This is a genomic window from Leptothrix ochracea (genome assembly GCF_041083635.1).
Taxonomy (GTDB): Bacteria; Pseudomonadota; Gammaproteobacteria; order Burkholderiales; family Burkholderiaceae_C; genus Sphaerotilus; species Sphaerotilus ochraceus.
Map to the genome: position 1 here is coordinate 111,075 of NZ_JBFPHB010000015.1, position 25,219 is coordinate 136,293.

The window sequence follows — 25,219 nt, forward strand, 5'->3', positions numbered from 1 at the left end:
GCGAAGCCCATGTATTCGCACTTGCTTATTCTTTGAGAGCCCTTTCATGACTCACGTTGTCACCGAAGCATGTATCCGCTGCAAATACACCGACTGCGTAGATGTTTGCCCCGTCGATTGCTTCCGGGAAGGCCCGAATTTTCTTGCCATTGATCCGGACGAGTGCATCGATTGCGCGGTGTGCATTCCGGAGTGTCCGGTCAACGCCATCGTCCCCGAAGAAGATGTGACAAGCGCCCAAAAGCCTTACATCAAACTCAATGCCGAACTGGCGCAAGGATGGCCGAGCATCACGAAACGTAAGGCCGCTTTGCCTGACGCAGAGGCGTGGAAAGACAAGACCGACAAGCTCAAAGAATTGATTCGCTGATCGAGATTCAGTTCACGTGGAATCAGCCCGCTCGATCATCGAAACCGATGCTGTGATCATCGGTGCGGGTCCGGTGGGGCTGTTCCAGGCCTTCGAACTGGGACTCCTCGGCATCCAAGCGCATGTGCTTGATGCCCTCGAACAGCCTGGGGGCCAATGCCTAGAGCTGTACCCCGATAAGCCCATCTATGACATTCCTGGCATCCCGTCGTGCACAGGGCGGGAACTGGTGGCCCGTCTCCTTGAGCAGATCCGGCCCTTTCAAACCCCTTTTCACCTTGGTGAAACCGTGGTTTCTGTCGCGCAACAGCCGGATGGTCAGTTCTTGGTTGCAACCCGTCGGGGCACGCAATTTCTGAGCCGAACCTTGTTTGTGGCCGCAGGCGTTGGCGCCTTCGAGCCCCGCAAAGTCCCTCTAGAAGAACTGACCCCCTACACAGGATCACAGCTTTTTTATCAAGTTCCCGCTGAGAAGGGCTCGTGCTTCGCCAACCAACATTTGGTGGTCGTCGGCGGGGATGATGAAGCCCTCGACTGTGTCTTTCGTTTTACCCAAGAAGGCCCCGAACAAGCCGCATCGGTCACGCTGATTCACCGACGTACGGATATCAGCACCACCACACCAGCCCATCTTGATAGGTTGCACGGCCTATGCGCGAAGCAGCAGGTTCGCTTCATCGCAGGACAAATCACAGGGCTTGTTGAAGATGCGCATGGGCTACAAGCGCTCATCGTTAGCCGCGTTGCAGATGGGGTGGATGAACATCTACCCACGGATGCCTTGCTGGTCAGGTTGGGCCGATCGCCCAAGCTGGGTCCCATCGCTGACTGGGGCATCGCCCTAGAACGCAAACAGATCGCAGTGAACACCGAACACTTCGAAAGCAGCACCGCTGGACTGTTCGCTATCGGTGATATCAACACCTATCCAGGCAAGAAAAAGCTGATCTTATGTGGCTTTCACGAAGCCACCTTAGCTGCGTTTGCGGCCATGCGTTACATCCAACCGGGTCAAGCGCCATGCCCTTTGCTGTACACCACGTCGAGCCCTCAACTTCACAAGCGACTCGGCATCACATCGACAGATTGATAAAAACATCAAAATCGCTTGACGTCTACGCTTTTATGCATATACAATTCAATTCTTAGTTGATCCCTGATAGCTCAGTCGGTAGAGCGACGGACTGTTAATCCGCAGGTCCCTGGTTCGAGTCCAGGTCGGGGAGCCAAATTTAAAAAGCAGCTTCGGCTGCTTTTATTTTGCCCGCTAAATCAAGGTGATTTGTTTTGGCGCTACAATAGAAGGTGACGAGCCCCCTCGCATGGGGACCCGGCCAATCGGGTCAGGTCGGGAACGAAGCAGCCCTAACCGTTAGTCGCCAGTGCCGAGGCAAAGGCTCGTCACCTCCAAAATGCACCGTTTGTACAGCACTCAGATTGGTTCTGAGCAGTTTTACCAAACTGCGTATGTTTTTCAGCCTGCTTCGAACCGCATGCGCTGAGTTTCATCAGAGTCTATTTGGTTCGTGCCACAATCAAGTACGCACAGGGGCTGCTGCGTCTTGCGGCCTGTGTTTATTCACGGAAATTAAACATATGAGCAGTGCTCTCATCAAAAACGTCACCGACGCCACCTTTGAAGGCGAAGTCCTCCAGTCTGCACAGCCCGTGCTGGTAGATTACTGGGCCGTGTGGTGCGGTCCCTGCAAGCAAATTTCTCCGCTTCTCGATGAGCTCGCTGAGGATGCAGCCTACAAGGGTCGTGTTGTTGTTGCCAAGATGAACGTCGATGAAAATCGGGTCGTTCCGTCGAAATACGGTATTCGCGGCATTCCCACTTTGATGATTTTCAAGGATGGTAAGCTTGCGGCAACCAAGGTTGGCGCCGTCACAAAGGCTCAACTGACCGCATTTGTCGATAGCAATTTGTAATTTCATTGGCTATCCATACCTCTCGACCCAAAGTCGAGAGGTTACATATATAAATCTCTTTTTTAGATTCACTATCTGATCTTGATAGATCAGATTCTTCGTCACCTATTAGCCTAGATTTTCCAACTGAATCCAGTTGCGATCTTTGGGCATTGACAGTCTATGCATCTTTCCGAACTCAAGGTCAAACATATCTCCGAACTGGTCAGAATTGCTGAGCCTTTGGAGATAGAAAATACAAGCCGTCTTCGCAAGCAAGAGCTGATGTTTGCCATCATGAAGAAGCGCGCCAAACAAGGCGAGCAGATTTTTGGTGATGGTGTTCTTGAAGTCTTACCCGATGGTTTTGGTTTTCTGCGCTCACCAGAAACAAGTTTCTTGGCAAGCACAGATGACATTTACCTCTCACCCAGTCAGATTCGCCGATTCAATCTCCACACTGGAGACATGATTGAAGGTGAAGTCAGGGTTCCCAAGGATGGGGAGCGGTATTTTGCTTTGGTCAAAGTGGACCGTGTCAATGGTTTGACACCCGAGGAAAGCAAAAACAAAATCATGTTCGAAAACCTGACCCCGCTCTTTCCCAAAGAGCAGTTCAGACTGGAACGTGAAATTCGCAATGACGAAAACATCACCAGCCGCATCATTGATTTGATTGCACCGATTGGCAAAGGCCAACGTGCCTTGCTCGTCGCCCCCCCGAAGAGCGGCAAGACGGTGATGATGCAGCAGTTGGCACATGCCATCACGGCCAATCATCCGGACGCACACATGATCGTGCTTCTGGTCGATGAACGCCCAGAAGAAGTGACTGAAATGCAGCGCACGGTGCGCGGCGAAGTCATCAGTTCGACCTTTGATGAACCTGCAGCGCGCCATGTTCAAGTGGCCGAGATGGTGATTGAACGCGCCAAGCGTCTGGTCGAACTCAAAAAAGACGTGATCATTTTGTTGGACTCGATCACGCGTCTGGCTCGTGCCTACAACAACGTTTTGCCCTCATCGGGCAAGGTGTTGACGGGCGGTGTTGATGCCAACGCCTTGCAACGCCCGAAGCGTTTCTTCGGCGCAGCCCGCAATATCGAAGAAGGTGGTTCGCTGACGATCATTGGCACGGCCTTGGTGGATACCGGCAGTCGCATGGATGAAGTCATCTATGAAGAGTTCAAGGGCACCGGCAACTGCGAAATCCATTTGGATCGTCGCATGGCCGAAAAACGCGTCTATCCGTCGATTCTGTTGAACAAGTCGGGCACCCGCCGCGAAGAACTGCTGCTAAAAGCAGAGATCCTGCAAAAGACGTGGATCTTGCGCAAACTGCTCTACCCGATGGATGAGATCGCGGCGATGGAGTTCATCCTCGACAAGATGCGCTCGACCAAAACGAACCACGATTTCTTCGACATGATGCGCCGTGGTGGCTAATTTCTTGACCGCGTATAATGCGCGGTTTTCCGCTATCGGCAAGTGCGATGCATTGGGCATCGTGGCTGTTGGCTAATTCAGCGTGAGGCGACCCCATGAAAGACGGAATTCATCCTAATTACCGCGACGTTTGCTTCGTCGATCTGTCCAACGGCTTCAAGTTTGTGACGCGTTCTTGCGCCCAAACCCGTGAAACCACCACGATGGAAGACGGCCGCGAACTGCCGCTGTTCAAGCTGGAAACCACCAGCGAAACTCACCCGTTCTACACGGGCACGCAAAAGAGCGTGGACAGCTTGGGCGGTCGCGTCGAGAAGTTCCGCAACAAGTTTGCCCGTATCAGCATCAAGAAGTAATTCTGGCGCTGTCTGGCGATTGCTTCCAAAGGCAGCCTCCGTGGCTGCCTTTTTCATTGAGTGCCCTCAAAAGCGTGAACACCCGTCCCAATCCCGCCGTTGTTGGACAACGAGCCGCACGTCAACTCCCCCGCTTGGCGCTGTACCTTTTGTGTCTGGCTTATATCGTTCCCGGCCTTGTCGGCCGAGATCCGTGGAAAGCCGCAGAAATCAGTGCGGTGGGACACATGCTGGCCCTGGTACGCGGTGAAACCTCATGGCTTTTCCCGGCACTCGTTGGCTTTGCGTCCGACGGCAGTGTGTTGCCGTATGGCTTGGGCGCCTTGTCGATCCAATGGCTCGGACCCGTGCTGGGTGAAGCGTTTGCGGCACGACTGCCTTTCGCACTGTTGCTGCTGGCAACACTGACACTCACCTGGTACGCCACGTACTACCTCGCACGCTCCGAAGCGGCTCAACCCGTGGCTTACGCCTTTGGCGGTGAAGCCCATCCCATCGATTACGCCCGAGCGATTGCTGACGGCTCCATCTTGGCCTTGATGGCGTCTTTGGGCCTGCTGCAATTGGGTCACGAGACCACACCGGAGTTGATGCAGCTTTTTGCGGTCGCCCTGCTGCTCTTTAGCTTGGCCATCAGCCCCTATCGGCCCAACACGGCGAGGGTCACGGTGGTTGCCGCACCCGTCATCCTTGCAGCCAGTGGCGCAGCCTCCACGGCATTGCTGTTGGCCCTCGGCTGTGCGGTGATCGCGTGGAAATCCAGCGCACCCCCTTTGCGTCAACTCCTGCCTTGGGTCGCCATTGCAGGGTTGACTTCTGCCGGCGTCGCCACGCTGTGCGGCGCGTGGATCACGCGACTTGCACTGACACCCAACACCATGATGCTGTTTCCAAAACTGCTCGTGTGGTTTGCGTGGCCCGTCTGGCCGCTGGCAGCATGGACCCTGTGGCGCTGGCGTTTACAACTGAATCGCCGCCATATCGCCCTGCCCTTGATCGTGGTGTCGATCATGTTGACCATCAGTCTCGGTATGGGCAACTCAGACCGGGCCTTGATGCTCGCCTTGCCCGGCATGGCAGTCTTGGCAGCTTTTGCTTTGCCGACGCTACAACGGAGCTTTTCAGCCGCGATTGACTGGTTTTCAGTTTTCTTCTTCAGTTTTTGTGCCCTGACCATCTGGGTCATCTACATCGCCATCCAGATCGGCATCCCGAAGCAACCTGCCGCGAATGTGGCTCGATTGGCGCCCGATTTTGTGAGTCACTTTGAGCCATGGGCTCTGGTTTGGGCCGCCTTGGCCACAGCAACGTGGCTTTGGTTGGTCCGTTGGCGCACAGGCCGACATCAGGAAGCACTGTGGAAATCCTTGGTCTTGCCGGCTTCCGGTGTGGCGCTGAGCTGGCTGCTCCTGATGACCTTGTGGCTGCCACTGCTGGACCATGCGCGCAGCTACCGCATGCTGATCGATCGGGTCGCTCAACACCTGCCAGCACAAAGCTGCGTCGTGGCCGCCGATCTGACACGCAGTCAAACGGCAGCGCTACGCTTCTTTCGGCCTGACTGGCATGTGGTGACTCGCAGCAGCAACGAGGCCCAAACGTGCCCATGGCAGCTTCAAAACCTGTCGATGCGTCAGGTCTTGACACCTGCGCCAACAGGTTGGCGCTTGATCAGTCGTGAACGTCGGCCGACCGATGACGAGGAATCGTTGGTTCTTTATCAACGCACAAATCGCTGAAGCAAACAGGCACTGCAAGCGCACCACTGCGCCCCGGCACCTGACCTTGACCCACCCGGGAACGCAATAAGGTCTTGGGATCAAGGACCGAAGCAAGCTCACCGAGCGAGGTCAACCGATGGCCTTGCGCCTGCCATCCTTCAATCAGGCGGACAAAAATCGGCAGCCACTTCTGCCCTTCCAACTCAGCGTGCAGGGTATAGACCTGATCGAAGTCCTGCTCTTGGGTCAGGCTCAGCAGGGCTTGCTCAACGTTGCTGACATCCCAGCCATCTCGGCCGATCAATTCGTCCAACGTGGGCAAGGTGGTCGGCAACTGCATCGGTCCGATCCCTTGACCGGTGGCATCCACCGGCATGAAGGGGGCTGAACCTCGGGTATCGGAAGCCAACGTGATCCCAAAGTGCGTCTCCAGCCGATACGCTGCTTCGTTCATTTGCCAACCCGCTGCGCCATGGATGTGCGCCGATTGACCAAAGATTTCGGCATAGCGCTGAGCGGCCGCACCCATTTCACGGCGCGTCCAAGCTTCATGGGCCGTCGCTACGCCATCCTGCCAACGCACGTGATCCCATGTGTGGATGCCGGTCTCGAAACCCGCACGAGCCACGCTGCGCAGCAAGGCCACTTCGCGGCGACCGATGTCTGGGCCCGGCAGCAGCGTGCCATGCATCAAGGTCCGCCACCCATAGTGTTCAACCACCGAGGTACGTGCCACCTTGCTAAAAAAACCAGGTCTGAACACCCGCCGCAAAGCCCGCCCGGTGTGATCAGGCCCAAGGCTGAACAAGAAGGTGGCCTGGATACCTCGACGCTCCAGCCACTGCGCCAAGGCCGGCATGCCTTCGCGCGTGCCACGCCACGTATCCACATCGATCTTGAGTGCGATCCGTGCCATGCCGCCGCTCCCCTCTTCTCTCTGCCTCAGTCGTTCAAATGCGAGGCAACCTCGATCTGATCGCGATAGTGATCGAAGATTCGCACCAAGGCCTCAGCCATCGAGACCTTGGGCACCCAGTCCAGATCAGCGCAGGTGTTATCGATCTTGGGCACCCGACGTGTGACGTCTTGGTAGCCATCGCCGTAGTAGTCGCCGGAGGCAATGTCGATCAACGCGACTCGCGACGCCTGCGCTTGATATTCAGGACGCTGCGCCGCCAAGGCCAGCATCATTTCGGCCAATTCGCGCACCGAATAGTTGTTACCCGGATGACCAATGTTGTAGATCTGCGCGGCCGCTTTGTTCTCGGGGTTGTGCAGGATGGTCATCAAAGCATCGATGCCGTCATCGATGTAGGTAAAGCAACGCTGCTGCCCGCCCCCATCCACCAAGCGAATCGGTTCGCCACGCACGATGTGGCCCAAAAACTGAGTGATGACACGGCTTGAGCCTTCCTTGGCCGCATGCAGACTGTCTAGGCCAGGGCCGATCCAATTAAAGGGTCGGAACAAGGTGTAATTCAACCCCTCTTGCTGACCATAAGCATGGATCACCCGATCCATCAATTGCTTGGCAGAAGCATAAATCCAGCGGGGTTTGTTGATCGGTCCACACACCAAAGCGGAGGTTTCTGGATCGAAAGCCTCGTCTTCGCACATGCCATAAACTTCACTGGTACTCGGAAAAACCAATCTTTTTTTGTATTTCACGCACTGGCGAACCACTGGCAAATTGGCTTCGAAATCCAGTTCAAACACCTTCAACGGCTCTCGCACATACGTCGCTGGTGTGGCGATTGCCACCAAAGGCAAAACCACATCGCATTTGTTGACGTGATATTCAATCCACTCCTTGTTGATCGTCAGATCACCTTCGAAGAAATGAAATTGCGGATGATTCAGCCACGGCGTGACGCGGTCTGATTGCATATCCATGCCATACACATGCCAGTCCGTGGTTTCGATGATGCGCCGGGTCAAATGGTGTCCGATAAAACCATTGACCCCCAGAATCAGAATTTTGAGCATGCGTGATTATCTATCCTGCCAAAGCGCTCAACCGCTGGGCGCCCCAGCGTTGCTGCCATTGCGGTGCATCCCAAGGATGGCCGTCGAGCGTGCACCCCAAAACTTGCAACCGCCCACCATCGGTGGCATCCAAGATCAGGCTTAGGCCCGAAGCATCCGTGACACAGCCCATCGACAACGTCACTTGGCGAGGCCCAGCACCGGCTGGCGCAAGGATATGCGTGCGCAACACCGTGAGGCGCCGGGACTGACTGCTCACGGGGTCCCAAAGATCCAAGAACGCTCCGGGATACGGCGGAGCCACCGCACGCACCCAGTTATGCAAAACCTGCGTGCCCGCATCCACAGGCAGACGACCGTCTTCCGGACGGCGCCCACCGAAGTACGCCCCTTGGCGCAGGTCTTGGGGCGTCAGCACAGCAGTCCCGTCGAGCAAGGCCGGTAAAGCGCGCATCAGCACCATCTCGGCCGCCACCACCACTTTGGTAAAGACTTGATGCGCGGTGTCATCCCTCAGGATAGGAACCGCCATCTGATCGACGATCGGGCCGCAATCCGGCTTGAGCTGCATGAGATGCAGCGTCGCCCCGGTTTCGTGCTCACCGTGCAACACCGCCCAGTTGATCGGTACCCGGCCACGGTACTTCGGCAAGAGCGAGCCGTGCATGTTGTAAGCGCCCAGCCGCGCCAAAACCAACAAGGGCTCCTTGAGCATCTGCCGGTAATAGAACGAAAAAATCAGATCTGGCTGCACCTGCCGGCAGCGTTCAAGCACCGACTCGGTGTTGGGATCTTCGGGCGTGATGCACGGCAAGCCATAAAGGGCGGCGGTCTCAGCCACGCTTTCAAACCAGATGTTTTCGTGGGGCGCATCTTGATGCGTCACGACCAGACCGATCTCCACCCCTGCTTCCAGCAAGACCTTGAGGCAACGCACCCCCACGTCGTGATAGGCAAACACCACGGCGCGTGCATGACGACTCATGGCTGCTGCTCCAACACCGCACTGATGACATAGCGGGGCCGAGAACGCACTTCTTGGTAGATCCGCCCCACGTATTCGCCCAACAAACCGATGCCAAACAGCGCCAGCCCGATCAAGAAAAAGGCCAGCGCAAAAAGAGTGAACAAACCGCCTTCTTCCGGACCCATGATCAACCGGCGGCCAAGCAGCACCACGACCAACAAACCGGCCCCCAAGGAAACCAACATCCCGAGCAGCGAGAAAAACTGCAACGGCAGCACCGAAAAGCCGGTGACCAAGTCGAAGTTGAGCCGGATCAGGCTGTAGAGCGAATATTTCGATGTGCCCGCATGGCGCTCTTCGTGCCCCACCACCACTTCGGTCGGCTGGCGCGAGAACTGATAGGCCAAGGCTGGAATGAAGGTATTCATCTCACCGCACTGATTGATCAGATGGACCACGTTGCGGCTGTACGCCCGCATCATGCAGCCCTGATCGGTCATCTCGATGCGCGTCAGGCGGGCCCGCAAACGATTCATGGCTTGGCTGGCCCAGCGGCGCCAAGCCGAGTCTTGGCGCGTGCGCCGGATCGAGCCCACATAGTCATGCCCCTGATCCATCGCCGCCAGCAACAACGCGATGTCTTCCGGCGGGTTTTGCAAGTCAGCGTCCAAAGTCACGATGCGCTCGCCGCGCGCATGGGCAAACCCGGCCAAGATGGCGCGGTGCTGGCCAAAGTTGCCATTGAACAAAATCACCCGCGTCACGGCCGGACGTTGCTTGAACTGCTCAGCCAAGATATGCGCCGAACGATCGCGACTGCCATCGTTGATGAAGATGACCTCGTAGCGCAGGCCCAGCGCGTCCAAGGCGGGATACAGACGCGCAAACAAGCTCGCCAGACTGGCTTCTTCGTTGTAAACCGGGATCACCACACTCAGTACCGGCATGAGGGCACGTGGCGATTCGTCAGCTTCTGGCACGGCATAAGACAGGTCGTAGGGCAACGAAGACATGGTGGATTCACCTTCTCTCAAGGAACAGGTTTGGTCACGAGCACCCGCAAGCCATCGTCAAAAAGGACCCGCAGCGGCACCTGTCTTTGCTGCAAAAGCTGCAAAGTCGAAGGCGCCATGAAAGCCAGCGCAGCGGCATCTGTGCCACGCCACCGATCAACGAAGGTCTCTAAGCTCGGTATCCAACGCTGCGGCTCTTGCTGCTGACCAAATTCAAACTCGCTGACGTAATCGACCAACACCACGTTGCGACGCAGATAAAAGGGCAGCGATTGGTCATAGAGCCGCACGGCGTACACGGTGGGGTCCGCTTGCAGCACCGCTTGGACCGCCGGGGTTTGAGCCATTCGAGCCGCGCTTTTGAATTGACCATAGGCTTCGTAGCGATCCAGCAGCACCGAGACGGCACAGAACTGCCCCAGTGCCAACATCGCCAGCGCCACGGTCAGTTGTTGGCGCCCAAGCGCCCACCAAGCGCCGATCGCCGCCGCCATCAAGAGGGCACCCGCCCAACGCGCACCCGCCGCCAAATGGGCAAGCGTTTCAGCGGACAAGGCCGTCGCTTGACCCAAGCGGCCCAAACCATGGCGCTCCAGCCAGAAACTCGCCAGCAGCACCACCAGCCCGCCAAGGCCTGGTAGCAGCACATGCCAGCGCCAGCTTGAGGGAGAAACCAGTTGCAGTCGCTCAGCCATCAGCAAGACCAGCGCTGGAAACATGGGCAGGATGTAAGACGGCAGTTTGGAGCCCGAGCAACTGAAAAAGACCAAGATGAACAGCGCCCAGACTCGCAGCCATATCAACGCTCGCGCAGTCGCCTTAGGCTGCGGCCCGGTCCGACGCAACAACCCCAGCAAGGCGCTGGTCCACGGCATGAATCCGAGCAGCAACACCGGGATGAAATACCACCAAGCACCTTCGCGGCGATGGCTGCTGCTCAGGTAACGCTCAACGTGCTCATGGATGAAGAAGAAGTGCGCAAAGTCAGGGTGCCGTTGTGCCATCAAGACGAACCAAGGCACCACCAAGCCCAAGAAGATCAGCCCACCCCAACCCCATTGCAAACGACGCCAGATCGAGGCATCACGCAGCAGCACGCTGCCCAACACCAGCATGGCCCCAGGCACGATCAAACCAATCAAGCCCTTGCTCAGCACGGCCAACGCCAGTCCGAACCACGCCAGACACATCCACCGCCGCTGTTGCTGCGGTGAGATCCCGGGCTGCTCCGCCAGCAAAACGCTGCACAGCACCCACGTCAGCATCGCCATCAACCCGGCGTCCAACGATAGGAAATGGCTGTTCACCACGATCCACGTGGTCCCCACAGCCATCCACCCGGCCCGCAGGCCAGCCTCACGCCCCCACAAGCGCCAAGCCGTTCCGCCCAGCAAAGCCACAGTGAGTAAACCAGAGAGCCCTGGCCAAAGGCGTGCACTGAACGCACTGACGCCAAACAGCTTGAAGGCCACGGCCCCCAGCCAATATTGCAGCGGCGGTTTTTCGAAATAAAGCAGACCGTTGAGTCGCGGTGTGACCCAGTCACCGCTCTCTGCCATGGCCAAAGCGAGCACGGCATAACGCCCCTCATCGGGCGAAAACAAACTGCGTGAACCCAAGGTCCACAACCATCCGATCACCAGCAGCCCTCCCAACACGGACCCCAGCCACCGTCGAGCAAACTCGGCGATCAACATCGGGGCATCGGAGAGATGGGAGCGGCAGAGGTCCGTCGGAATCGACACAGGGCAGTTTGGCAAGGCACCACCGCACCAGCGCGGTAGGCCAACACCGGTAACGACAGGTAAGGCGGCGGATGATACGCGATCAAATCGCGCCTGAACTCAAACCCGCCGCAGCCGGACGGCTGGCAAGACCAACCGGAATTGCGATCCTTTACCCAATTCGCTGTCGAGCTGCAATTCGCCGTCATGGCGCTGCGCCACATGCTTGACGATGGATAGCCCCAGTCCCGTGCCCCCGGTTTCACGCGAGCGACTGCCATCCACCCGGTAAAAACGCTCGGTCAATCGAGGCAGATGCTCACGTCCGATGCCAATCCCGGTGTCCTTGACCCCAAAAACACCCCGTCCATCGGCTTGGAAATGCCAAGTCACGCTGATGCGACCGGCCGGTGGCGTATAGCGCACCGCATTGCTGACCAAATTCGTCAGGGCCGACAACAACTCGCTCGGATGACCGGCAATCTCCAAGCCCTGCACCGACGAATCCGCCAGATCAGGAAACTCGAATTGATGATGCCCGCCCGAAAGCCCACGGGCCTCCACTTCCACTTGCTGCAAAAGCTGCACAAGCGGCACCCAACGATCGACCGTAGGCCGGGGGCTGCCTTCAAGTTGGGCCAAAGTCAGCAAATCAGCCACCAAGGACTGCATGCGCTGCGCTTGTTGACTCATCAATCCCAACACCTTTTGCTGCTCGTCATGAGGCAACGGCACAGAAGCCATGGTTTCGACAAAACCGGCCAAGACGGTCAAGGGTGTGCGGATTTCGTGCGAAACATTGGCGACAAAATCGCGCCGCATCGTCTCCATACGCTGCCGCTCAGTGATGTCTTGAGAGAGCACCAACCGTTGGCCTTGCCCCCCATATGCGCGCACCAACACAGAAATCACGCCGCCCGCTGGTGCGAGCAAAGACATCGGTTCAGCGCCATCCGTTGGGGACGCGGCCTGCAAGGTGGCCACAAAAACCGGATTGCGCACCAAATTGGTGACCCGCTGATACAAATCTCGTTCGGGATCGAGTCCGAAATGCTGCGCCGAAACTCGACTACACCACACAATTTGGTCGTCCGCATTGATCAGCATGACCCCGTTGGGCGAGGCCTCGATCGCATTCAGAAAATCAGCCAACCGGGCTTTTTCCAAGATGAGTGCGGATTGATGCTGGCGCAAGAGTCTTTCGACGCGGTAGCCAAGTTCACCCCACAGACCCCGATCGCGTGGTGCGGTGGCAGCCCCACCGCCCAAGCCCTCTTCTTGCATGCGCTGCAACCAATGGATCAGGCGCCCGGCACCAAGGAGCTCGCGGGCACCCTGCACCACCACGGCCAAGGCTGCGCCACACCACGTGCCCAAGAGCGGATAGCCCGCCCAATACCCCAAGAGATACCCCAAAGCCGCACTGGCCGTCATCAGCAGCACGGCACGTACCAAGCGTGTCATGCCCATCGTTACCCGGCCGTAGAAGGAGGGAGAACACGCAAAAATCGATAGCCCACGCCCCGCACGGTATCGATCAACGCGGCACAGTCCGCCACGGCCAAGGCTTCTCTCAAACGCTTGATATGGACATCGACGGTGCGCTCTTCAATGTCCACCTGATCGCCCCAAACCCGATCAAGCAACTGTGCACGACTGTGCACCCGCTCGGGGTGGCTCATGAGGTAGCGCAACAACCGAAATTCGGTCGGACCTAACTTGAGCTCTTGCCCGCCTCGGGTGACCCGAACCAAGGCCGGATCAAGGCGCAGGCCAGCCACTTCCAAGGCCATCTCGGCCGTTTCGGGTGCACGGCGGCGCAGCACAGCACGAATACGGGCCAGCAGCTCGTTGATCGAGAAGGGTTTGACCAAATAGTCATCAGCCCCAGCGTCAAGCCCAGCAATCTTGTCGCTTTCTTCTGAGCGGGCCGTCAGCATGATGATCGGTAGATGCCGTGTACGCACTTCGGTGCGCCAACGCTTGGCCAAGGACAGTCCACTTTGGCCGGGCAACATCCAATCCAACAAGATGAGATCCGGCAAGACCGTGTCCAGATGCCCTCGGGCCTCCACCTCATCGCGCGCCAAAAGCACCTCAAAACCGGCATGCCGCAGATTGATCGCAATCAAAGCGGCAATGGCGTACTCGTCTTCGACGACGAGGATGCGACTACTCATGCGGTGGTCTCCGCCATGCCCTCAACGGACCAAGGACTCAACCGCATCGGGTGAGTTGTGGCGCACGTCCTTGCCTTTGACGATGTAGATGATCTGCTCGGCAAGATTTTTGGCGTGATCCCCAATGCGCTCAATCGCCTTGGCCACAAACACCAAGTCGATGCTGGCTGAAATGGTGCGCGGATCTTCCATCATGTAAGTGATGAGCTTGCGCATCAGTCCCTCAAACTCCTGATCGATCTCGTGATCTTGCTTGAGCACTTGCAACGCTTGCTGCGTGTCGAGACGGGCAAAGGCATCCAAAGCCCGATGCAACAAAGCGGTGGCCAAACTCGCTTCGAAGGACAAATCGGTGATGGGCATGCGCATGCGACCAATCACGCCAACATCGATGAGGCGCTGCACGGTGTGCGCAATGCGGGCCGCTTCGTCGCCGACTCGCTCCAAGTTACCCACGGTCTTGGAAATGGCGATCAGCAAACGCAGATCGCGGGCCGTGGGTTGGCGGCGGGCAATGATGGTCTGGAGATCCCGATCAATCTCAATTTCCAACTGATTGACGCGCACCTCACCTTGAAGGACTTGGGAAGCTACTTCCTGACTGAACTCGGTCAAGGCATGGATCGCTTGATTCACCTGGGATTCAACCAAGCCGCCCATTTCAAGCACGCGGGTCGAGATGGCACTGAGCTCGCTATCGAACTGGGTGGAAAGATGTTTATCGCTCATGGTGGTCGGTAAGGGACGGGGCTCAGCCAAAACGGCCGGTGATGTAGTCTTCGGTTTCTTTGCGCTGCGGCTTCATGAACAAATCGTTCGTCGGCCCGAACTCGATCAAGTCCCCCAAGTACATGTAGGCGGTGTAATCGGATGAACGCGCCGCTTGCTGCATGTTGTGGGTCACGATCACCACGGTGTAATCGCTCTTGAGCTCGTCGATCAGCTCCTCAATCTTGCCGGTTGAAATCGGGTCCAGCGCTGAGCAGGGCTCATCAAGGAGCAAAACTTCCGGTTTGATCGCAATACCGCGCGCAATGCACAGGCGCTGTTGCTGCCCGCCCGACAAACCGGCCCCACTTTGGCCGAGCTTGTCCTTCACTTCGTTCCACAGCGCCGCTTTCTTGAGCGCCCACTCGACGCGCTCATCCATCTCGACGCGCGGCAGGTTTTCAAACAAACGCACGCCAAAAGCGATGTTGTCGTAGATCGACATCGGAAACGGTGTGGGTTTTTGAAACACCATGCCGACCCGAGCCCGAATCAGGGACACGTCGTCACGACTGCTCAAAATATCTTGGTCGTCGAGCAGAATTTGCCCTTCGGCACGCTGCTCGGGGTACAGCTCGAACATGCGGTTGAAGGTGCGCAGCAAGGTGGACTTGCCGCAACCCGAAGGACCGATGAAGGCGGTCACTTTCTTCTCGGGAATATCCAGCTGAATGTTCTTCAGGGCATGAAAGTGGCCGTAATAGAAGTTCAGATCGCGGACCTTGATCTTGGTCCGATCCCCGTTTTGGGCCGATTCGTTGCTCACGGTCATGTCTTTATGCAGTGGTCAGAGCTGGTTGCCCAACTCAGTGTTTATTACGCAACAAGGTACGCGCCAAGATGTTCAGCAGCAGCACCCCCATGGTGATCAGCAACACTCCCGCCCAAGCGAGTTTTTGCCAATTTTCGTAGGGACTCATGGCGAACTTGAAGATGGTCACGGGCAAGGTCGCGATCGGCTCGGCCAAATTGGTGGTCCAAAACTGATTTGACAACGCCGTGAAGAGCAAGGGCGCTGTTTCACCCGAGATCCGGGCCACCGCCAGCAACACACCGGTCAAAACGCCGGCCCGCGCTGATTTGAGCGTGATCGACAAAATCACCTTCCACTTCGGCGTGCCCAAGGCATACGCCGCCTCGCGCAAGGCGTTTGGAATCAGGTTAAGCATGTTCTCGGTGGTGCGAATCACCACTGGAATCACGATCAATGCCAAGGCAAAAACCCCCGCAAAGCCCGAGAAGCTCTTGGCGCGCGCCACCCAAACGGTGTAGACAAACAGGCCAATCACGATCGATGGTGCCGAAAGCAGGATTTCATTGATGAAGCGCGTCAGGCGGCCAATGAGACTGCGGCGACCATATTCCGCCAAGTAAATACCGGCCAACAACCCAATCGGCGTGCCAATCAATGTGGCCAAGGCCACGATGCTGAGTGAGCCGAAGATGGCATTGGCCAAGCCACCAACCTCCGCTTGGGGCGGTGGGGTCATCTCGGTAAAGACGGCCAGATTCAACCCTTCAATACCCAGTTGGAACGTTTCCAACAGGATCCAAACCAACCAAAACACCCCAAAGACCATGGCACCCACCGATAGGCTCAGCGCCAGCGCATTGACCCATTTGCGACGCCGGTGCATGGCCAAGCGAGCGGCCAAGGCCGGATTCTGCGATGAAGCACGCATCACAGGCCCTCCCCTTTCTTGAGTTGACGCAGCAGCAGCTTGGAAGCGATCAACACCACAAAGGTGATAAAGAACAGGATCAGCCCCAGATAGATCAGCGAGGCTTGATGCAGCCCCTCGTTGGCTTCTGCAAATTCGTTGGCCAAAGCGGAGGTGATGCTGTTGGCGGCTTCAAAGAGCGAGATCGAGTTGAGTTGATTCATGTTGCCGATCACAAAGGTCACGGCCATCGTCTCACCCAAGGCGCGCCCCAAACCGAGCATGATGCCGCCGAGCACACCGCTCTTGGTGTAAGGCAGAACCACCCGCCAAATCACTTCCCACGTGGTCGAACCCAAACCGTAGGCCGACTCTTTGAGCATCGCCGGCGTGACTTCGAAAACATCGCGCATCACCGAAGCGATGAACGGAATGATCATGATGGCCAGCAAGATGCCCGCAGCCAGCAACCCCAACCCCACTGGCGGTCCTTGAAAGAGCGTCCCCAGCCCGGGCACTTTGCCCAAGCTGGCTTGCAAGGGCTGCTGGACGTACTGCGCCAGCAAGGGGCCAAAAACCAACAGACCCCACATGCCGTAGACGATCGACGGCACCGCCGCAAGCAACTCGATGGCGATGCCCAAGGGACGACGCAACCAAGACGGCGACAACTCGGTCAAAAACAGAGCAATGCCAAAACTCACCGGCACAGCAATCAGCAAAGCAATGGCCGAGGTCACCAAGGTGCCGATGATCATCACCAAGCCACCAAAGTGCTCGTTGACCGGATCCCACTCTGCCCGGATCAAGAACCCTAAACCGTATTCACGGATGGCCGGCATGGCCCCGATCACCAACGAAATGATGATGGCGGCCAGCATGGCCAACGTGAGCCACGCTGCGCCTGTGCTGAAAACAGCAAAGACCCGGTCCGGCCAGCGTGAAAACCGCCGGCGGGTCAGAGCTCCGGTGCGGGATGGCGCACGATCCATCGGCAAATCCTCAAGTCGCAAAGCGTGCAGTGTATCGGCCATCGGTCAACTTTCTCCAGAGCTCGATGCCTTCATCAGCGCACGCTCTTGCCATCAGCGCCCTTGACCGAAGCCCACTGCTTACGAACCAAGTCCTTGACGCTGTCCGGCAAGGGCACGTATTCCAGTTCGGTGGCCATCTTGTCACCAGTCGGCTTGTAAGCCCAATCAACAAACTTCAGCACCGAAGCCGAGTTGGCGGGCTTTTCCGCCAATTTGTGCATCAAAACGAAGGTGGCGCCTGTGAGCGGCCAAGCTGCCTTGCCCGGCTGATTGGTCAGGACTTGATAGAAGCTACGTGTCCAATCGGCCGTGGCGGCCGCAGCCTTGAAATTGACATCATCCGGCTCAACAAACTGACCGTCAGCATTCCGCAACTGCACGTAGTTCATCTTGTTTTGTTTGACGTAGGCGTACTCAACGTAGCCGATCGAGTTGGGCAGGCGCTGCACAAAAGCAGCCACGCCTTCATTGCCCTTACCACCCGAGCCCATCGGCCATTCGACAGCGGTACCTTCACCCACCTTGGCCTTCCATTCCGGGCTCACCTTGGAGAGATAGTTGGTGAACAAGAAGCTGGTGCCCGAACCATCGGCACGACGCACCACGGCAATGGCGGCATCCGGCAAGGCCAAACCCGGGTTCAAGGTCATGATCGCTGGGTCATTCCACTTGGTGATCTTGCCCAAGTAAATGTCGGCCAACAACGTTCCGGTCAGCTTGATTTGCCCAGGCTGAATACCCTTGATGTTGACCACCGGCACCACGCCACCGATCACTGTCGGGAACTGAATCAGGCCATCCTTGTTCAGATCTTCATCTTTCAAAGGCATGTCCGAAGCGCCGAAATCCACCGTCTTGGCTTTGATTTGCTTCAAACCTGCGCCTGAGCCCACCGATTGGTAATTGACCCGAGCGCCTGTTTCCTTGTGGAACGCGTCAGCCCACTTGGCATAAATCGGAGCGGGGAATGTGGCACCCGCACCTGTGACGTCCTCGGCGTGTGCACAAGCCGTCCAAACAGTCAATGAAGTCAGAGAGAACAAAGCGAGGGAAGAACGCACAAAAGCCGTCATGGGAATGATCCAGGTTGTCTACAAATTGAAACAGCGAGCAATGTAGGTGGGCCATATGACATTTTGATGACATCTCAAGCAGGGATAATTTGAGGCACATTCTCTCCCCCCACCATGGCCAAGCATCTTCCTGCGGACCCCTTGCTGCTGATCGCTCTTCAAGAAGAAAACACTCGGCTCAAAGCAGCGCTGGTCCAGGCCCAGAATGCTTTGTCCGACCAAGCACAGACCTTGGTCAACTTACGCCGCCGAGAACATGACCTTCAGGCCTTGTTGGATCAACTTCCTTCAACCATCGGTTACTGGGATCGATCGCTACGCAACCGGTTTTGCAATGCCGCTTATCGAACGTGGTGGGATGTGAACCCGTCTGCTCTCGAAGGCGTCCATATTCGCGAAGTCTTGGGCGAGGTCATGTATGAACGCAACATGCCACACCTTGAGAGCGCCTTGGCTGGAGAGCCTCAAATCTTTGAACGCGTGATCCCCGCCGCGTCCACCCGTGAATCCAGGCATGTGCTGGTGCACTACACGCCGGACGTGGTGGATGGCGAGATCCAAGGACTGTGCGTCTTGGTCTCTGACATCACGACGCTCAAACAAGCTGACGAACAGATTCGACTCTCTGCCAGCGTGTTTGAAACCAGTCTGGAGGCCATCATGGTGACCGACGCTGAGCATCGGATCATCGACATCAATCCGGCATTCACCGCCATCACCGGCTATGAGCGTCACGATGTGCTGCACCGCAATCCACGCTGTCTGGGTTCAAACCGACAGGACCGAAGCACCTTTGAAAAGATGTGGGCGGCTTTGAATTCGGTCGGGGCGTGGCGCGGCGAGGTCTGGAATCAACGCAAGAACGGTGAGACCTACCCGGCACTGATCTCGATTGCACGCGTGTTGAACGATCGGCACCAAGTGTTGCGCTATGTCGGCGTGTTTTCCGACATCAGTCGTTTGAAAGAACATCAGTCCGAGCTGGAACGGATCGCTCATTTCGATCCACTGACCGGCATCCCCAACCGCCGCTTGCTCTCGCGTCATCTGGACCAAGCCGTCCAACAATCCCGCCGAAGTGGCCGCTCTTTGGCCATTTGCTACCTTGATCTGGACGGATTTAAGACCGTCAACGATCACATGGGCCATGAAAAAGGCGACCAACTCTTGGTCGCCGTCACCACCCACTTGCAGCAAGTCCTGCGACATGGCGATACAGTCGCCCGCCTTGGTGGCGATGAATTTGTGCTGCTGCTCAATGAGATGGAGCAGCAGCACGATTACCACGAGGTGATCCAGCGGGCCTTGTCAGCGGTGACGCGCCCTGTTCAATTGGGCCAAACCGAGGTTTCTATCTCAGCCAGCATCGGTGTCACCATCTTTCCCCAAGATGACTCCGACCCCGATACCCTGCTGCGTCACGCCGATCAAGCCATGTACCGGGCCAAAGAGTCGGGCAAGAATCGCTACCAACTTTTCAGCGACTTGCCCACCACGGTTTATCCGGCGCGCACCACGTCAGCCAACACCTCAGCGTAGTGCTTCGCCATGGCAGCGTCTCGCGCTTCCACCATCACACGCAGCAGCGGCTCGGTGCCGCTGGCACGAATCAAGATCCGGCCGTTGGAACCCAACTCACGGCCCATGCGCTCTTGCTTTGCGGCCAGCCGAGTGTTCTGCCGCCAATCGCTACCAGCAGCTAGACGCACATTGATCATGGTCTGCGGATACAACACCACATCAGCCAGCAACTCGGAGAGCGAACGACCGCTGCGCTGCTGCGCTTGCAGGACTTGCAAAGCACTGACAATGCCATCACCGGTGGTGTGACGATCCAGTGCCAGCAAGTGCCCGGAGCCTTCGCCACCCAGCTGCCAACCGAGTCGAGTCAGCTCTTCAAGCACATAACGATCGCCCACCTTGGCGCGCACAAAACCAACGCCGCGCTGCTGCAAGGCCACTTCCACACCCATGTTGGTCATGAGCGTCCCCACCACCCCGGGAATGCTTTCACCACGGTCTAGGCGATCTTGGGCCATCACAAACAACAGTTCATCACCGTTGTAAAGCCGGCCTTGGCGATCCACCAGTTGCAGCCGATCGGCATCCCCGTCCAAGGCGATCCCAAAATCGGCCCCATGTTCCTTCACCGTGCGCACCAGCAAGTCTGGCGAAGTTGCGCCCACACCATCGTTGATGTTCAGCCCATCTGGCTGACAACCAATGCGGATCACATCGGCCCCCAGTTCATGAAACACATCCGGGGCGACGTGATACGCCGCACCATGAGCGGCATCCACCACGATTTTCAGTCCCTTGAGGGACAAATCATGCGAGAAGGTGGACTTGCAGAACTCGATGTATCGCCCCGGTGCATCATCCAAGCGCCGTGCGCGCCCCAGCGCCCGTGAGTCGGTCCAACGTGGGGGCTGCTCCAGAGCTTTCTCGACCTCGATTTCCCACGCATCCGGCAACTTCTCACCGCGTGCGGAGAAAAACTTGATACCGTTATCGGCAAATGGGTTGTGCGAAGCGCTGATGACCACACCCAGATTCAGCCGCAAAGCCCGGGTCAGATAGGCGACCCCTGGTGTCGGCAAAGGCCCCGTCAAGACCACATCCACACCGGCGGAATTGAGCCCAGCCTCCAAGGCTGACTCCAGGGTGTAGCCAGAAATACGGGTGTCTTTGCCAATAAGAACCGTCGGTCGGTCGGTTTCCGCGCGCAACACATGGCCGACGGCATGGCCCAACCGTAGGAAAAAATCGGGGGTGATCGGCTCGCGCCCCACCAAACCTCGAATGCCATCCGTGCCGAAATAGCGCCTGCTCATGCATCAACCCTCATCTTGATCAAGGAGGGTGATTGTCCCTTGGACGGCGATGAATCGTCGAGCTCTTGTGAGCAACGGCTCGCAACGGCTTCACACAGGTGCAACAGAAAGCGACACAGACGGGGCTTTTTCGAGCAATCCAGCTTGTTTCCAGACTTTCAAGGCATCCACATGGGCAGCGACGTCATGGACACGCAACACCCGCGCACCCCAGATCACCGCAGCCAAGCCTGCGGCCAGACTAGCAGGCAAACGTTCGGCCACGGCTCGGCCCGTGATGGCACCCAAGGAAGATTTCCGTGACCACCCGGCCAAAATCGGTCGCCCCAAGGCCAACAAGGCTTGCTGACCCGGCAGCAATGCAAAGTTGTGCGCCACCGATTTACCAAAACCAATGCCTGGATCCAAGACGATGCGCGAGGCGTCTACCCCTCGCTGCAACAACTGAGTGGTGCGATCGCGCAAAAACTCGCGCACATCAAAGACCACATCGTCATAGAGCGGCGCTTGTTGCATGGAACGTGGCTCCCCACGCATATGCATCAAACAAACGCCACAAGACGGATGAGCCGCCACCACGTCCAAGGCGCCCGGAGCGCGCAACGCGCCGATATCGTTGATGACATCGGCACCCATGGTCAAGGCCACACGCATCACCTCGGTCTTGGCCGTATCGATAGAAATCGGAACACCCAGTTTGAGCGCAGCTTCGAGCACCGGCATCAAACGATCAAGCTCTTGAGCGCTTGAAATTTCTTGCGCACCGGGCCGACTGGATTCGGCACCGATATCGAGGATATCGGCACCTTCAGCCACCAAACGATCGCAGTGAGCGAGCGTCTCAGCCAAGCTCCGACCCCCATCTGAAAAGGAGTCGGGCGTGGCGTTGACGATCCCCATGATGCGGGGCCTCGTCAAATCAAGGGCAAAACGCCCGGCTTGCCAAATCACGCTCAAAGCACACCCTTACACAGGGGTGGCCGCAGCACCACCCGGAGCCACGGGCGGATTCGTGCTTCCAGGGTTGTTTTTCACTGTCAAGGGACTGCCATCCTTCGGTGGCCGCGGGGCGCGACCATTCATGATGTCTTCGATCTGCTCAGCATCGATCGTTTCCCACTCAAGCAAAGCCTGCGCCATGATGTGCATCTTGTCTTGATGATCTTCGATCAACCGACGGGCGGCTGCGTATTGCAGATCAATGATCCGACGCACTTCCGCATCCACCTTCTGCATGGTCTGCTCGCTCATGCTGGTGGTTTTGGTCACGGAACGGCCCAGGAAAACCTCACCTTCGTTTTCAGCGTAGACCATCGGCCCCAAAGCCTCGGTCATGCCATAACGGGTCACCATGTCACGCGCGATATGCGTCGCGCGTTCGAAATCGTTGCTGGCCCCGGTGGTCATCTGGTTCATGAACACTTCTTCAGCGATCCGGCCACCAAACAAGACGGAGATCGTCGATAGCATCCGATCCTTGTCCATGCTGTAGCGATCACCCTCCGGCAACTGCATGGTCAGGCCCAGAGCCCGGCCGCGCGGAATGATGGTGACCTTGTGAACCGGATCCGTTTTAGGAAGAAGACGAGCCACCAAGGCATGCCCTGATTCGTGATACGCCGTGTTGCGACGCTCCTCTTCGGGCATGACCATCGACTTGCGCTCCGGCCCCATCATGATCTTGTCTTTGGCCTTCTCGAAGTCCTGCATTTCCACCAACCGGCCATTGCGCCGGGCAGCGAAAAGCGCGGCTTCGTTGACCAAGTTGGCCAAATCAGCCCCCGAGAACCCTGGTGTGCCCCGAGCCAAGATATCGGCACGGACATCTTGACCAATCGGCACCTTGCGCGCATGCACGTTAAGAATCTGTTCGCGACCGCGCACATCGGGCAGCGTGACGTAGACCTGCCGGTCGAAACGGCCCGGACGCAACAGCGCGGGATCAAGGATGTCAGGCCGGTTGGTGGCGGCCATCACGATGACGCCGAGATTGGTTTCAAAACCATCCATCTCGACCAGCATCTGGTTCAAGGTTTGTTCGCGCTCATCGTTGCCGCCGCCCACACCGGCCCCACGATGACGACCGACCGCGTCGATTTCATCGATAAAGATGATGCAAGGCGCGCTCTTCTTGGCTTGCTCGAACATGTCACGCACACGGGCCGCACCGACACCGACGAACATTTCGACGAAATCAGAACCTGAAATCGAGAAGAACGGCACTTTGGCTTCGCCCGCAATGGCCTTGGCCAGCAAGGTCTTACCGGTCCCCGGAGGACCCACCAGCAACACGCCACGCGGAATACGCCCGCCGAGCTTCTGGAACTTCTGCGGATCCTTCAAGAAATCCACCAGCTCCTTGACCTCTTCCTTGGCTTCATCGCAACCAGCGACATCGGCAAAGGTGGTCGAATTGTTGGCTTCATCGAGCATGCGGGCCTTGGACTTGCCAAAGCTGAATGCACCGCCCTTGCCGCCACCTTGCATCTGGCGCATGAAATAGACCCAGACGCCGATCAGAAGCACCATCGGCCCCCACGAGATCAGCAAACTGGTCAACATGGACGGTTCATCGCGCGGCTTGACGCGAAAACGAATGCCGTTGTTGATCAAGTCACCGACCAAGCCGCGATCCAAATAGGTCGCGGTGGTGCGGATTTTTTTGTCGTCGGTGGTCAGGGCCTCGATCTCAGCGCCACCGGGGTTCTCTTGAAGAACCACCTCACGGATGCGCTTGGCACGAACCTCTTCCAAAAACTCGGAGTAACCGATTTGGTTACCACCCACCGTAACACGGTCGAACTGTTTAAAGACAGTGAACAAAACCAGGGCGATCACCAGCCAGACAGCGACCTTGGAGAACCATTGATTGTTCACCGCAGCTCCTTTTGTAATCTCAACGCGTCCCCGCTCAGGGAACCCCGACCGCACCCAATGTGCCATCGATACCGTCGCAGTAGATGGGGACGATTTTAGTCGAGTCAACCCCTTTGAGGCGCAGGCACCGATCTCAGCCCCATCCCAACCAGAAAAGTCTCTGAGGATCGATCGCGTGACGCCTTGGGTTTGATCGGTTTGACCACCCTGAAGGTCTTCTTGAACAGATCCACACCCTCGTTGTAACTGGTGCCATGGAACACTTTGCACACCAACGCCCCTTCGGGACGAAGGTGCGTTTGGGCGAAATCCACGGCTAATTCAACCAAGTGAGCCACCCGGGCTGCATCGGCACTGCCAACCCCGGACAAATTGGGCGCCATGTCCGAAATCACCACATCGACGGGCCGCCCACCCAAGGCCTCTTCAAGCCGAGCCACCACAGCCGCTTCGCGAAAGTCACCCTGCAAAAAGATCACCCCCTCAATGGGCTCGCATTCGAGCAGATCCAAGGCGATGATGGTTCCAACCAACTCACCCACCGCCGCACCGCCGCTACCGGCGGATTTGGGCGCAAATTGGCGCCGTACATATTGGCTCCAAGCGCCTGGCGAGGCCCCCAAATCGACCACCACTTGACCGGGCTTGAGCAGCCCAAGGGTCTCGTTGATTTCCTTCAACTTGTACGCAGCACGAGCGCGAAAACCCTCTTTTTGGGCCAATCGCACGTACGGATCGCTGATGTGATCGTGCAACCACGCCTTATTGAGCTTCTTGCTTTTTGTCTTGATTTTCATGATGGACGGATAATAGAGGGATGCCTGCCATTCATTTGACTCCGGCCCAACGCAAAGATCATCGCGCTGCGGCCCACCACCTTAACCCCGTCGTCATGATCGGGGCCGAAGGCCTGACGCCAGCGGTTCTCAAGGAGGCTGAAGCCGCCTTGAGCGCCCACGGCTTGATCAAGATCCGCGTCTTCAGTGACGACCGCACCGAACGCGGTGCGTTTTTGGAAGCCTTGGCCGATCAGCTCAACGCTGCACCGATTCAGCACATCGGTAAATTGCTGGTGCTCTGGCGCCCAACGGTTGAGAAAGAAAAAGCCGAGCCCACGCACCGCATGCCCGGACCCCGGGTCGTGCGCGTCGTCAAACCCGCCAAAACACCGACTCACCGCCCCCAAGTCAAGAAGCTGACGGTGCTCGGCAACGAGCGCCTGACTTCGAGCGGCAGCGTCAAGCGCGCCAAACCCCATCAAATCAGTCAGAAAAAGCGCGCCCTCGGCTCGACCTGAT

Annotated in this window: 24 protein-coding genes, 1 tRNA gene and 1 other RNA gene; 10 read left to right on the forward strand and 16 right to left on the reverse strand. The window is 57.5% G+C overall.

Annotated elements, in window-relative coordinates:
- The first annotated feature begins 46 nt into the window (after positions 1-46).
- The 8 genes from fdxA to AB3X39_RS07170 all read left to right on the forward strand — a co-directional run bounded on the left by fdxA (position 47) and on the right by AB3X39_RS07170 (position 5,822).
- Positions 47-370, forward strand: a complete 324-nt coding sequence (gene fdxA, locus AB3X39_RS07135) for a ferredoxin FdxA (protein ID WP_009453486.1) — start codon at positions 47-49, stop codon at positions 368-370.
- 16 nt (positions 371-386) lie between these two features.
- On the forward strand, positions 387-1,460 hold the full coding sequence (locus AB3X39_RS07140; protein ID WP_369416670.1) for an NAD(P)/FAD-dependent oxidoreductase: 1,074 nt from the start codon (positions 387-389) through the stop codon (positions 1,458-1,460).
- Between the two features lie 63 nt (positions 1,461-1,523).
- Positions 1,524-1,599 (forward strand) — tRNA-Asn (locus AB3X39_RS07145).
- A 78-nt stretch (positions 1,600-1,677) separates the two neighbouring features.
- Positions 1,678-1,776: signal recognition particle sRNA small type (gene ffs / locus AB3X39_RS07150), an RNA gene on the forward strand.
- A gap of 190 nt (positions 1,777-1,966) precedes the next feature.
- A complete protein-coding gene (gene trxA / locus AB3X39_RS07155) occupies positions 1,967-2,302 on the forward strand; it encodes a thioredoxin (protein ID WP_369416671.1) in 336 nt (111 codons plus the stop codon).
- A 162-nt stretch (positions 2,303-2,464) separates the two neighbouring features.
- The gene (gene rho / locus AB3X39_RS07160; protein WP_009453489.1) at positions 2,465-3,727 is read left to right on the forward strand and encodes a transcription termination factor Rho; all 1,263 of its coding nucleotides are present in this window, start codon (positions 2,465-2,467) and stop codon (positions 3,725-3,727) included.
- A gap of 95 nt (positions 3,728-3,822) precedes the next feature.
- Entirely contained in the window at positions 3,823-4,083 is a 261-nt protein-coding gene (locus AB3X39_RS07165) for a type B 50S ribosomal protein L31 (protein WP_009453490.1), read from the forward strand.
- Between the two features lie 74 nt (positions 4,084-4,157).
- The gene (locus AB3X39_RS07170) at positions 4,158-5,822 is read left to right on the forward strand and encodes a hypothetical protein (RefSeq protein ID WP_369416672.1); all 1,665 of its coding nucleotides are present in this window, start codon (positions 4,158-4,160) and stop codon (positions 5,820-5,822) included.
- Here the strand turns inward: AB3X39_RS07170 and AB3X39_RS07175 are convergent.
- The 12 genes from AB3X39_RS07175 to pstS all read right to left on the reverse strand — a co-directional run bounded on the left by AB3X39_RS07175 (position 5,755) and on the right by pstS (position 18,210).
- The gene (locus tag AB3X39_RS07175) at positions 5,755-6,720 is read right to left on the reverse strand and encodes a polysaccharide deacetylase family protein (RefSeq protein WP_369416673.1); all 966 of its coding nucleotides are present in this window, start codon (positions 6,718-6,720) and stop codon (positions 5,755-5,757) included. The genes AB3X39_RS07170 and AB3X39_RS07175 overlap by 68 nt on opposite strands.
- Before the next feature lie 26 nt (positions 6,721-6,746).
- The gene (locus tag AB3X39_RS07180) at positions 6,747-7,790 is read right to left on the reverse strand and encodes a bifunctional UDP-4-keto-pentose/UDP-xylose synthase (protein WP_369416674.1); all 1,044 of its coding nucleotides are present in this window, start codon (positions 7,788-7,790) and stop codon (positions 6,747-6,749) included.
- Positions 7,791-7,800: 10 nt separating this feature from the next.
- On the reverse strand, positions 7,801-8,775 hold the full coding sequence (locus AB3X39_RS07185; protein ID WP_369416675.1) for a formyltransferase: 975 nt from the start codon (positions 8,773-8,775) through the stop codon (positions 7,801-7,803).
- Positions 8,772-9,704 (reverse strand): glycosyltransferase, encoded by a 933-nt coding sequence (locus AB3X39_RS07190; RefSeq protein ID WP_369416718.1) that lies wholly within the window; start codon positions 9,702-9,704, stop codon positions 8,772-8,774. The genes AB3X39_RS07185 and AB3X39_RS07190 overlap by 4 nt, the downstream gene beginning before the upstream one ends.
- A gap of 83 nt (positions 9,705-9,787) precedes the next feature.
- Complete coding sequence (locus tag AB3X39_RS07195) at positions 9,788-11,515, reverse strand: glycosyltransferase family 39 protein (protein WP_369416676.1); 1,728 nt, start codon at positions 11,513-11,515, stop codon at positions 9,788-9,790.
- A 99-nt stretch (positions 11,516-11,614) separates the two neighbouring features.
- Positions 11,615-12,958, reverse strand: a complete 1,344-nt coding sequence (gene phoR, locus AB3X39_RS07200) for a phosphate regulon sensor histidine kinase PhoR (RefSeq protein WP_369416677.1) — start codon at positions 12,956-12,958, stop codon at positions 11,615-11,617.
- A gap of 8 nt (positions 12,959-12,966) precedes the next feature.
- On the reverse strand, positions 12,967-13,674 hold the full coding sequence (gene phoB / locus AB3X39_RS07205; RefSeq protein WP_369416678.1) for a phosphate regulon transcriptional regulator PhoB: 708 nt from the start codon (positions 13,672-13,674) through the stop codon (positions 12,967-12,969).
- 21 nt (positions 13,675-13,695) lie between these two features.
- Complete coding sequence (phoU, locus tag AB3X39_RS07210) at positions 13,696-14,403, reverse strand: phosphate signaling complex protein PhoU (RefSeq protein ID WP_369416679.1); 708 nt, start codon at positions 14,401-14,403, stop codon at positions 13,696-13,698.
- A 22-nt stretch (positions 14,404-14,425) separates the two neighbouring features.
- Entirely contained in the window at positions 14,426-15,214 is a 789-nt protein-coding gene (gene pstB / locus AB3X39_RS07215; protein ID WP_369416680.1) for a phosphate ABC transporter ATP-binding protein PstB, read from the reverse strand.
- A 34-nt stretch (positions 15,215-15,248) separates the two neighbouring features.
- On the reverse strand, positions 15,249-16,124 hold the full coding sequence (pstA, locus tag AB3X39_RS07220; RefSeq protein ID WP_369416681.1) for a phosphate ABC transporter permease PstA: 876 nt from the start codon (positions 16,122-16,124) through the stop codon (positions 15,249-15,251).
- Positions 16,124-17,095, reverse strand: a complete 972-nt coding sequence (pstC, locus tag AB3X39_RS07225; RefSeq protein ID WP_369416719.1) for a phosphate ABC transporter permease subunit PstC — start codon at positions 17,093-17,095, stop codon at positions 16,124-16,126. The genes pstA and pstC overlap by 1 nt, the downstream gene beginning before the upstream one ends.
- Before the next feature lie 74 nt (positions 17,096-17,169).
- Positions 17,170-18,210, reverse strand: coding sequence for a phosphate ABC transporter substrate-binding protein PstS (pstS, locus tag AB3X39_RS07230; RefSeq protein WP_369416682.1), 1,041 nt, complete (start codon positions 18,208-18,210; stop codon positions 17,170-17,172).
- A gap of 114 nt (positions 18,211-18,324) precedes the next feature.
- On the opposite strand from pstS, the gene AB3X39_RS07235 reads away from it, so the two are divergent.
- A complete protein-coding gene (locus AB3X39_RS07235) occupies positions 18,325-19,749 on the forward strand; it encodes a diguanylate cyclase domain-containing protein (protein WP_369416683.1) in 1,425 nt (474 codons plus the stop codon).
- On the opposite strand, the gene glmM is transcribed toward AB3X39_RS07235, so the two are convergent.
- The 4 genes from glmM to AB3X39_RS07255 all read right to left on the reverse strand — a co-directional run bounded on the left by glmM (position 19,710) and on the right by AB3X39_RS07255 (position 24,718).
- A complete protein-coding gene (gene glmM / locus AB3X39_RS07240; protein ID WP_369416684.1) occupies positions 19,710-21,044 on the reverse strand; it encodes a phosphoglucosamine mutase in 1,335 nt (444 codons plus the stop codon). The genes AB3X39_RS07235 and glmM overlap by 40 nt on opposite strands.
- Positions 21,045-21,134: 90 nt before the next feature.
- Positions 21,135-21,944, reverse strand: a complete 810-nt coding sequence (gene folP / locus AB3X39_RS07245) for a dihydropteroate synthase (RefSeq protein ID WP_473964892.1) — start codon at positions 21,942-21,944, stop codon at positions 21,135-21,137.
- A gap of 66 nt (positions 21,945-22,010) precedes the next feature.
- Positions 22,011-23,921, reverse strand: coding sequence for an ATP-dependent zinc metalloprotease FtsH (gene ftsH, locus AB3X39_RS07250; RefSeq protein ID WP_369416686.1), 1,911 nt, complete (start codon positions 23,919-23,921; stop codon positions 22,011-22,013).
- A gap of 104 nt (positions 23,922-24,025) precedes the next feature.
- On the reverse strand, positions 24,026-24,718 hold the full coding sequence (locus AB3X39_RS07255; RefSeq protein ID WP_369416687.1) for an RlmE family RNA methyltransferase: 693 nt from the start codon (positions 24,716-24,718) through the stop codon (positions 24,026-24,028).
- Between the two features lie 20 nt (positions 24,719-24,738).
- Here AB3X39_RS07255 and AB3X39_RS07260 point away from each other — a divergent pair, with 20 nt between their 5' ends.
- Positions 24,739-25,218: a YhbY family RNA-binding protein gene (locus tag AB3X39_RS07260; protein WP_369416688.1), complete on the forward strand. Its 480-nt coding sequence runs from the start codon at positions 24,739-24,741 to the stop codon at positions 25,216-25,218.
- Position 25,219: the final 1 nt, after the last annotated feature.